Source organism: Ferrimonas balearica, from assembly GCF_019802055.1.
GTDB lineage: Bacteria > Pseudomonadota > Gammaproteobacteria > Enterobacterales > Shewanellaceae > Ferrimonas > Ferrimonas balearica_A.
Genome location: NZ_JAHVHW010000008.1, coordinates 1 through 9,372, shown reverse-complemented (window position 1 = coordinate 9,372; position 9,372 = coordinate 1). Strand labels below are relative to the sequence as shown.

Below are 9,372 nucleotides of genomic sequence, written 5' to 3'. Positions count from 1 at the left end.
TGTCTTGCTGTCTTGCTGTCTTGCTGTCTTGCTGTCTTGCTGTCCTGCTGTCCTGCTGTCCTGCTGTCCTGCTGTCCTGCTGTCCTGCTGTCCTGCTGTCCTGCTGTCCTGCTGTCCTGCTGTCCTGCTGTCCTGCTGTCCTGCTGTCCTGCTGTCCTGTTGTCCTGCTGTCCTGCTACTCTACTGCCCTGCCACTTCTGCCTCTTGGGTTGGCTCAGTGGCTACCAGTATGCGTAGCGCTGTGCGCCAATCTGGCTTTCCTGTGCGTGTCTAAGGTTCAAAGCCCTGGCTTTTCTGCCACCTGGAGGTGGTGGAGAAGACTGCCAGTAATGATGCTGGCCGGCGGTTGTTTAGCTGGCCGATCGTGGCCATCAACTGCGTTAACACGGCTGTTCGCATCTTCACGGTTTTAGCCTAGACAGATAGGCACAAAAAAGCCCCCGATGAAGGGGGCTTTTGGTCAGAGCTGCGAAAGCTTAGTAGCCTCCGCTTTTCTGCTCTTCGGTGTATTCCATCTGGTTGTGGTTCTTGCCCATAGCTTCGGCAATCTCAGGCGACATGTAGTTCTCGTCGTGCTTAGCCAGAACTTCGGACGCTTCCAAAGTGTCCGGGCCAACCAGGGTGCCCTGAGCCACGATGCCTTGGCCTTCGCGGAACAGGTCCGGCAGCATGCCATCGTACAGAACGGTTACTGCAGGGCCGGTATCCGCGACCTGGAAGGCAATCTTCAGGCTGGTGGGATCGCGCTCTACAGAGCCTTCAACCACCATTCCACCGATACGAATACGCTGGCCGACTTCCGGCTTGAGGCCATCAGCACGGCCCTGAACCACTTCGGTAGCGGTGAAGAACAGGTCCAGGTTGGAGTTCAGCGCATAGATCAGCAGAGACGCGATAGCGGCAACGCCACCGATCAGGGCTGAGGCAAAGACGAGTCGCTTTTTACGACGTGGGTTCATGCAGCATTACTCCTGTGTTGACGCAGACGCTCTTCGCGTACCTGCTGCTTAGCAATGTTTTTCAGTACAGTTTTACGCTTCCGAGCGGAATTCACAACCAAAGCGGCCAAAACGATGGCGCCGACGCCGTAGGAAAGCCAGACATAGAAGGCATAGCCACCCATGTTGAAGAACTCAGCTGCTGAGGCGAATTGAAAAGTCAGGTTCATGCGGATTTCATCTCCTCGGCTTCAACCATGGCACGTACCCAGGGGCGCATGCTGTTGCGGGCCAGTACTTCAGCGCGGAAGCGCAGAATGGACAGGGCGCCAATCATCATGGCAAACCCAAAGATGTTACACAGCAGCGGGATCAGCATCTCTGGCGGCATGTTATTGCTCTTGCCGACGGTGATGGCATTGGGCTGATGCAGGGTGTTCCACCACTCAACAGAATACTTGATGATCGGCAGGTTGATGACGCCCACGATGGCCAGGATGCCAGCCGCTTTCGCCGCCATTACCTTGTCCTCGAAGGAGGCGTACAGCGCAATCACACCCAGATAGAGGAACAGCAGTACCAGCTCTGAGGTTAGACGTGCATCCCACACCCACCAGGTGCCCCACATGGGTTTGCCCCAGGCTGCACCGGTCAGCAGTGCGATAAAGGTCAGCACGGCGCCTACCGGTGCAATAGAAGCGGCGGCGATGTCAGCCAGCTTGAGCTGCCAAACCAGGCCAATAAAGGCGCAGATCGCCATCGCAGTGTAGGCTGCCATGGACATGGAAGCAGCAGGCACGTGGAGGAAGATGATCCGGTAGGAATCACCTTGCTGGTAATCCACTGGGGCGAAGCCCAGGCCCCAGATGGTGCCAGTCGCAATCAACAAGGTAGCCAGGGCTGCAAACCAGGGCAGCATGGCACCGGCGAGGTGATATGCACGTTCAGGGTGTGCGTAGGGGTGTAACCACTTCCACATGTCAGTTTGTACTCACTCTTAGGGATGCGCCAATGGCAACGGGAGCCAGAACCAAGGAGCCCACAAGCAAAGCACCCAGAATGGCCAGGTGACCACTATAGGGCATGTTCATGGACGCGGCATCAATGGCACTGGTCGCGAAAATCAGAACGGGAATGTACAGGGGTAGGATCAGCAGGCTAAGCAGTACGCCGCCTTTACGCAGACCCACGGTCAGCGCGACACCAATGGCGCCGAGCAGAGAAAGAATCGGGGTGCCAACGGCTAGGGTGGCCAACAATGCGCCGTAGCTGTTGCTGTCCAAATGGAGCAGGACGGCCAGCAGGGGGGCGGCCATGATCAGCGGTACGCCGGTTACCAGCCAGTGCGCCAATACTTTGGCCAGAACCATCAGTGACAGCGGCTGGGGGCTCAGCATCATCTGCTCAAGCGCACCATCGCTGTAATCGGACTTAAAGAGTCGCTCCAGTGACAGCATGGCGGAGAGCAGGGCGGCTACCCAGATGATACCGGGGGCAATACGGGTTAACACGGTGGGCTCAGGGCCAATACCAAGCGGGAACAGGGTGACCACCATGACAAAGAACATCAGGGGGTTGAAGATGTCGCCACTGTGACGGAACGCGATCTGAAGGTCCCGCTTCAGTACCGTCGTAAAGGCTTGGCGATAGTTAATCTGACGCATGCTCGCTTTCCCTAAACAAATTGGTAGTCAAGCCGGATCTTGGCCAGACGCTCACCGGATATCAGTTGCAGATCCTGATGGGTGGTCAGAATCACACAGCCACCGTTATCGGCATGCTGCATAAACAGCTGCTCCAGCTCCTGCACCCCTCTTTTATCAATGGCAGTCAGGGGTTCATCCAGAATCCAGATTTTGGCGTCGGAGTGCCAAAGGCGGGCCAGGGCGATCCGACGGTGCTGACCGGCAGAAAGATGACCCGCCGGGTGCTCTTCGAAGCCTGTCAGGTTCACCTTGGCCAGCGTATCGTGGATGGGGGCATCTGCGTATCCGGCAATCTTCAAGTTGAACTCCAGGTTCTCTTCGGCGGTGAGCTCGCCTTTCACGCCTGGAAGGTGTCCCAGAAACAGGAGGTCGGCGTGGTAATCGTCGCGAACATCCTCGATTCGCTCGCCACGGTACAGCACCTGACCGGCGTAGGGACGGGAGAGACCAGACAGGATCCGCAGGAGGCTGCTCTTTCCTGCGCCATTGGGTCCCTCGATCTGTACGATGTCGCCGGGGTGAATTTCAAAGCTCAGCTCGTCAAACAGGATCCGTTCTTCACGGATGCAGGTCAGCGCCTGGGCGGTCAACAGCGGTGTGCGGGATGCTTCTGTCACCTAGTCCTCGGGTGTTCAGGCCGGTTGATATGGCTCGGATTTTAACATAGGGGGCGGAGCGATCACCGAATAACCTCCCAAATCCGGTCTTCTCTGGCAAATATTGTCACTCCATTCCTTGAGATGTGAGCCACCTAACAGTTAGGGCGGTGACGTGCCAGTGTCCCCTCCTGTGACCTCAGGATCCGCGATGGGTTTCACTCGCCCAGCAAAAAATGCGATCAAGTGCAATGAAGGTGTAAAAGTGTGAACCCTGTGATACCCTTCGGGCAGCGCTGGCGTGTATCCATGCCTTGTGCTGAATATGTGAACGTCAACGGATTGGAAAGACAAAATGAAGAAGATTGTTGCTCTGGCCGCTATGGCCACCCTGACCATGGCCAGCAACGTAATGGCCCAAGACGGTGAAGCGGTTTATCAGAAAGCCTGTAAGACCTGCCACGAGATGGGCATCGCTGGCGCCCCGAAGGTTCACGATGCTGCAGCTTGGGAACCTCGTCTGGGCAAAGGTATGGACGCGCTGGTAGGCAGCGTTAAAACCGGCATGAACGCCATGCCCCCGGGCGGCATGTGCATGGACTGTACCGATGAAGACCTGAAAGCGGCCATCGAGTTCATGTCCAAGTAAGCGCGCTGAACACGAAAAAAAGCCTGGCAATCGCCAGGCTTTTTTTATGACCTTACCCAGAGGGTAAAGGGAGGTTTATTCAACCACGGTGTCGATTACCAGAGTGACGTTGGAACCCAAATCTACGGCGTTCAGCTCGCCGAGCAGGTCACCCGGAGTAGGCGCCGGGCTGCCATCGTGATTGATGGTGGCGATCAGGTTCACCTGATTGTGTGCACTGATCACCATGTCGGGAGACATCGCGGTGGTGTCGTCAAGAACCACCTGGGTAGGCAGGTCTGCCACGTTCAGGCGAGCGACGGCAACCGGCATGGCGGGGCCGGATACCGGGCGGGCAAACAGGAACAGTGAGTCGCCGGTGTTGGCCTTGGCCTTGATCTCATCAGCCAGCTCTACAGTGACGGTGACGGTTTTTCCACCGGCAGCGGCGGGCTGAGCCGCCTCTGCTTGCGGTTCTGCCATCGCGCCGCCTTGCTCAAGGTGCATGCGAGCCTGAGAGATGGCACCCAGGATGGCCTGACGGTCAACGTCCTGGCGCGGGCTGGTCAGGATGATCTCCCAGTGTTCAATAGCAGACTCGTAGTTGGCATTAAAGAACGCGTCCATACCCAGAAGCAGTCGGGTTGACGGGTCTTTGCTGTCGTCCGCAAGGGCTTGTTCAACAATGGCCTGAATTTCAGGATTCATCTGCTGACCATTGAGGTAGTACATGGCGGTGGCTTTCGGGCCCAGCAGCTCTGCGTGCTCGCCAACCAGGCTCATCACCTGATCAAAGGCTTTAATCGCTTTGTTGTACTGGCTGGCAGAGATGTAGGCGTGGCCCAGAGAGAACCAGGCTTGGCTGTTGGAGGGATCGGCCTGTACGGCTTGCTCCATCTGAGCCAGACGCATCTGCATCAGCTGCTCCGGGTTCATGCCGGAGTGAGGGTCATCATTACCAACGCGGGCAGTTTGCCAATCGCTATAGCGGCCGAGGTCGTAGTAGGTGTAACCCGCAACAGCGACCAGGGCGACGCTCATGATAATCGGCCAAAGAATGCTGGGTTTCTTTGCGCTCAGGACGTGGTCTTCCTGATCGGTGTTTTGCAGGAGGTTGAGCTGGAGCTCCTTCTTGAACTCTTCAAACTCCTGCTCGTTGATCCGTCCTTCCGCCAGATCCGTTTCTAGTTCCTTGAGGCGCTCATTGAACAGGTTGAGGTTTGTCTGCTTGCGCACCTGTGCATCGGAGGCGGCAGCCAGAGCCTTCTGACGGCGCCAGAATGGCAGCCAAATGGTGAACAAAGCCAGTGCTGTCAGCACTGCAATACCGAACCAAAAAGTTGTCATAGCTATCTCTATTGAAGCGAAGCGGTAACCGTTGCGCCGTCGATGTTAACTCGATGAGGCAACCCGATTGAAGAAGGATTATACGGCAAGCGCCAGTGTTGAACAGTGGGGCGGCTACCCCGGTTGATGCCCATGAAGCGGTTTGAGGGTGAGGTCACAGTTCGTTAAGTAAATTCACAAATGGCCGAAACTTTTTGAAAAGGTGACGATCCAACGCATGACCGGGGTCCGGCCAAGTCGTAATAACCCTAATGCCAGTCAGGACATGATGTGAACTGCATCGGCAAAATGGGAACATTACGGCAGACAACGCAGGGTAACCTGCCTAGAATGGCACCAATGACCCCAATTCACAGTTACGCAACAGCGGTTGTGGGCTGATATGGATAACACTCCACCGAGGTAAGCTGATGGTTCCGGAACTAGGACATTACTCGCTCATCATAGGGTTGGCGTTCGCGGTGTTGCTCGCCGTTGTACCGCTGATCGGCGTCGCACGAAAAGACGCCTATCTGGTGAGCTTCGCCCGCCCAATGGCCTATGGCATGTGCCTGTTTATGGCCCTCTCTGTCGTCTGCTTAGGCTACGCCTTTGCAACTGACGACTTCTCTGTAGCCTACGTGGCTCACAACTCAAACAGTCATCTGCCGGTCTATTTTAAGATCGCTGCCATCTGGGGCGGCCACGAGGGCTCCCTGCTGTTCTGGACCTTCTCCATCTCTATCTGGGCCGCATGTGTAGCTGCGTTCAGCAAAGGCCTGGAAGAAGCATTTACAGCACGAGTTGTCGCCGTTCTCGGCATGATCGTTGTGGGCTTTGCCCTGTTTATGCTGTTCACCTCCAGCCCGTTTGAGCGTCTGTTGCCGAACGTGCCGATGGAAGGACGTGACCTGAATCCGATGCTTCAGGATGTGGGTCTGATCTTCCACCCGCCGCTGCTGTATCTCGGCTACGTGGGCTTCTCCGTAACCTTCGCTTTCGCCATCGCGGCTCTGATGAGCGGTCGTCTCGACTCCGCTTGGGCTCGCTGGTCCCGTCCTTGGGCGCTGGCTGCCTGGGCATTCCTGACAGCCGGTATCTCTCTGGGCTCCTGGTGGGCTTACTATGAGCTGGGCTGGGGCGGTTGGTGGTTCTGGGATCCGGTAGAGAACGCTTCCTTTATGCCTTGGCTGGTTGGGACGGCACTGCTGCACTCCCTGATTGTGACTGAGAAGCGCGGCACCTTCCGCAACTGGACCATCCTGCTGGCCATCTTCACCTTCTCACTGTCTCTGCTGGGCACCTTCCTGGTGCGTTCCGGCGTACTGACCTCCGTGCACTCATTCGCAGCGGATCCTTCCCGTGGTCTGTTCATCCTGATTCTGTTGGGATTGACCATTGGTGGCTCACTAATGCTGTTTGCTCTGCGTGCGACTGAGCTGGCCTCACCGTCCCGCTTCGAGCTGCTCTCCAAAGAGACTATGCTGCTGCTCTGTAACGTACTGCTGGTCGTCGCGACCGGTTCCGTATTGCTGGGCACCCTCTACCCGCTGCTGGGTGATGCCCTGGGGCTGGGTCAAATCTCTGTAGGGCCTCCGTACTTCAACACCGTCTTTAACCCGATCGTCCTGGTGATGTTCGTGTTTATGGGCATCGGTCCGGTGATCCGCTGGAAGAAAGCCAAAGAGGGTGAACTGAAGCGCCTGCTGCCTTCCCTGATCACTGCCATTGTTGTTGCGGTAGCGGCACCTCTGCTGATCGGCGGCAAACTGAACGCATGGATCTTTGCGGGTCTGTTCACTGCAACCTGGATTGCGTCCACTCTGGTGCAGAGCACCATCCGTGAGTGCCGTGAGCCGAATGGTGGCTTCACCACCCGTCGCATCACCCGCTCTTACGTTGGTATGCAGATCGCTCACCTGGGTATTGCGATGGCCATCGTTGGTGGCACCGTGGTATCCCACTTCGAGTCCGAGCGTTCCGTACGCATGGGCCCGGGCATCAGCGAAGACCTGGCCGGCTACACCTTTACCTATGAGCAGACTCGTATGGTTCAGGGTCCCAACTATACCGCCGAGCAGGGCGTAGTAACCGTGACCCAGGATGGCGACTACGTCACCACTCTGTATCCGGACCGCCGTAAGTACAACGTACGTACTATGGATATGACCGAAGCTGGCATCGACTGGGGCTTCTTCCGTGACCTGTACGTCACCATGGGTGATCCGCTGGACGCGACTCACTATGCTGTCCGCCTGAACTACAAGCCGATGGTTCGTTGGCTGTGGATCGGTTCCATCCTGATGATGGTAGGTGGCATTGTTGCGGCAACCGATAAGCGAGTCCGCGCTAAAAGCAAAGCGCCGGCTGCTGATGCGAAACTGGCGAACGCGTAAGGAAAGAAAAGCATGAAACGCGCAGCACTCTTTGTACCGCTGTTGGTTTTTTTGGGATTGAGTGTGTTCCTGTTTAAGGGCCTGTTCCTCGATCCCTCCAAGCTGGACTCCGTTCTGGTGGGCAAACCTGTGCCCACCTTCGAACTGGAAAGCCTGGAAAATGCCAATATGAAGATCACCAACGCGGATTTGGAAGGGAAGGTATACCTCATTAACGTATGGGCCACCTGGTGTCCCTCTTGTAAATATGAGCACCCTTTCCTGAACCAACTCCAGCGTCAGGGTGTCATTGAGATCTATGGTGTCAATTACCGTGACGAGCGTGACCTGGCGATCCGTTACCTGGCGCAAAGCGGTGATCCCTACACCAAGAACATCTTCGATCCTCAGGGAACCCTGGCGTTTGATATGGGGGTGTATGGTGCACCGGAGACATTTGTCGTGGACCACAACGGCGTCGTGCGTCACCGTTTCGCCGGTGTGCTTGAGCCGCAGGTTTGGGCCAGGGACTTTATGCCGCTGATCCAGCAGATCCGTGCGGAAGCGGCTGCAGAGGGGAACTCCTGATGAAACGTCTGTTCCAGCTGGTTGCGATCATGCTGTTTGCGGGGGCGGTGCAAGCCACCCCCATCGACACCTACGAGTTCCAGAATGAAGCGAACCGTGAGCGTGGTGTCAAACTGGCCGCCGAGCTTCGTTGCCCGCAGTGTCAGAACCAAAACCTGCACGACTCCAACTCTCCGATCGCCAAAGATATGCGTATCCAGGTGTACGAGATGGTAGAGCAGGGTAAGAGTAACGACGAAATTGTTCGCTACTTTACCGATCGCTACGGTGACTTTGTTCGCTACAAGCCGGCGTTTGACCCCCGCACCTATGTGCTGTGGTTGGGTCCGGTTGCCTTCCTTCTGGTTGGTGGACTGGCCTTGTTTGCGTTCGTGCGTAAGCAGCGTCAGCAAACCAGCGGCGCAGTGGAAGTCAGTGCGGCGGATGAAGCCAAGTTGGCCGAGCTGCTGAATCAGGATAAGAAGGCCTGATGAAAGTAGTCATCTATATGGTAATGGCGCTGCTCTCGAGCAGCGCCTTTGCGTATCCTGGCGCGACGAAAGTTGCGGAGGATCCCGCTCTGCAACGCTTCATTCATTTGAGCAAGGCGCAGGATCTCGAGAGTGTTCAACTGGTAGGGCCGAACGGTAAGCCGATTCAACTTGAAGAGTTGAAAGGGCAACCGGTGATGATCAACCTTTGGGCTACCTGGTGTCCGCCTTGCGTAAGAGAGTTGCCATCACTGGCACGTTTTCGCGCTGAGTTTGAAGCCCGCGGCCTGAAAGTCGTGCCGATTGCTATCGACCATGATCCTGCTGTGGTTCAGCCCTTCCTTGAGAAACTGGAGCTGGCTGAGTTCAAAACCTGGTATGACTCGGTCAATGCGATGGGGCAGATCGTTCCGACGGATCTGGTGCCCGCTACTTATATTCTTGATGAAGAGGGTCGCCTGGTGGCATTCGTTCGTAGCTTTGTTGATTGGGATAATCCCGCGGTTCGCAAAGTGATGGAACGGTACCTTCCAGAGGCAACAGCCCAATAAATCGTGCTGAGTTCGCAAAAAGATCGCGGATCAGGTTAAAGAACCACCAAACGATCCGCGATCTTCAATTTCCCTCTTGCACCCTCAGAATCCCTCCCTATAATGCGCCCTCACGTTGACGGGGAACGAAGCCAAACGGCGAAACGGCCCGGTTAACACGGCAGCAGCCACTCAAAAAACTTCATCAAAAAAGG

The 9,372-nt window shown here is 56.3% G+C and carries 11 protein-coding genes; 5 read left to right on the top strand and 6 right to left on the bottom strand.

All coding sequences use genetic code 11. From position 1 onward, the window contains the following. Window positions 1-476: 476 nt before the first annotated feature. The 5 genes from ccmE to ccmA are packed head-to-tail and all read right to left on the bottom strand — an operon-like array spanning window position 477 to window position 3,261. Window positions 477-959 (bottom strand): cytochrome c maturation protein CcmE, encoded by a 483-nt coding sequence (gene ccmE / locus KUV52_RS15565; protein WP_222526879.1) that lies wholly within the window; start codon window positions 957-959, stop codon window positions 477-479. Next, window positions 956-1,168 carry a heme exporter protein CcmD gene (gene ccmD / locus KUV52_RS15560; RefSeq protein WP_222526878.1) on the bottom strand — a complete coding sequence of 71 codons (213 nt, stop codon included), beginning with the start codon at window positions 1,166-1,168 and terminating at the stop codon, window positions 956-958. Before ccmD ends, ccmE begins: the two co-directional genes overlap by 4 nt. Then, entirely contained in the window at window positions 1,165-1,917 is a 753-nt protein-coding gene (locus KUV52_RS15555; protein WP_222526877.1) for a heme ABC transporter permease, read from the bottom strand. The genes ccmD and KUV52_RS15555 overlap by 4 nt, the downstream gene beginning before the upstream one ends. Window position 1,918: 1 nt before the next feature. After that, on the bottom strand, window positions 1,919-2,602 hold the full coding sequence (gene ccmB / locus KUV52_RS15550) for a heme exporter protein CcmB (RefSeq protein ID WP_222526876.1): 684 nt from the start codon (window positions 2,600-2,602) through the stop codon (window positions 1,919-1,921). A gap of 11 nt (window positions 2,603-2,613) precedes the next feature. Continuing rightward, window positions 2,614-3,261 (bottom strand): cytochrome c biogenesis heme-transporting ATPase CcmA, encoded by a 648-nt coding sequence (gene ccmA, locus KUV52_RS15545; protein WP_222526875.1) that lies wholly within the window; start codon window positions 3,259-3,261, stop codon window positions 2,614-2,616. 334 nt (window positions 3,262-3,595) lie between these two features. Here ccmA and KUV52_RS15540 point away from each other — a divergent pair, with 334 nt between their 5' ends. After that, window positions 3,596-3,889, top strand: coding sequence for a c-type cytochrome (locus KUV52_RS15540; RefSeq protein ID WP_222526874.1), 294 nt, complete (start codon window positions 3,596-3,598; stop codon window positions 3,887-3,889). Window positions 3,890-3,964: 75 nt separating this feature from the next. On the opposite strand, the gene ccmI is transcribed toward KUV52_RS15540, so the two are convergent. After that, window positions 3,965-5,215 carry a c-type cytochrome biogenesis protein CcmI gene (gene ccmI, locus KUV52_RS15535; protein WP_222526873.1) on the bottom strand — a complete coding sequence of 417 codons (1,251 nt, stop codon included), beginning with the start codon at window positions 5,213-5,215 and terminating at the stop codon, window positions 3,965-3,967. 410 nt (window positions 5,216-5,625) lie between these two features. On the opposite strand from ccmI, the gene KUV52_RS15530 reads away from it, so the two are divergent. The 4 genes from KUV52_RS15530 to KUV52_RS15515 are packed head-to-tail and all read left to right on the top strand — an operon-like array spanning window position 5,626 to window position 9,178. Beyond that, window positions 5,626-7,590, top strand: a complete 1,965-nt coding sequence (locus tag KUV52_RS15530) for a heme lyase CcmF/NrfE family subunit (RefSeq protein ID WP_222526872.1) — start codon at window positions 5,626-5,628, stop codon at window positions 7,588-7,590. A gap of 12 nt (window positions 7,591-7,602) precedes the next feature. Continuing rightward, window positions 7,603-8,157 carry a DsbE family thiol:disulfide interchange protein gene (locus KUV52_RS15525; RefSeq protein ID WP_222526871.1) on the top strand — a complete coding sequence of 185 codons (555 nt, stop codon included), beginning with the start codon at window positions 7,603-7,605 and terminating at the stop codon, window positions 8,155-8,157. Continuing rightward, window positions 8,157-8,627, top strand: coding sequence for a cytochrome c-type biogenesis protein (locus KUV52_RS15520; protein ID WP_222526870.1), 471 nt, complete (start codon window positions 8,157-8,159; stop codon window positions 8,625-8,627). The genes KUV52_RS15525 and KUV52_RS15520 overlap by 1 nt, the downstream gene beginning before the upstream one ends. Next, the gene (locus KUV52_RS15515) at window positions 8,627-9,178 is read left to right on the top strand and encodes a TlpA disulfide reductase family protein (RefSeq protein WP_222526869.1); all 552 of its coding nucleotides are present in this window, start codon (window positions 8,627-8,629) and stop codon (window positions 9,176-9,178) included. Before KUV52_RS15520 ends, KUV52_RS15515 begins: the two co-directional genes overlap by 1 nt. Window positions 9,179-9,372: the final 194 nt, after the last annotated feature.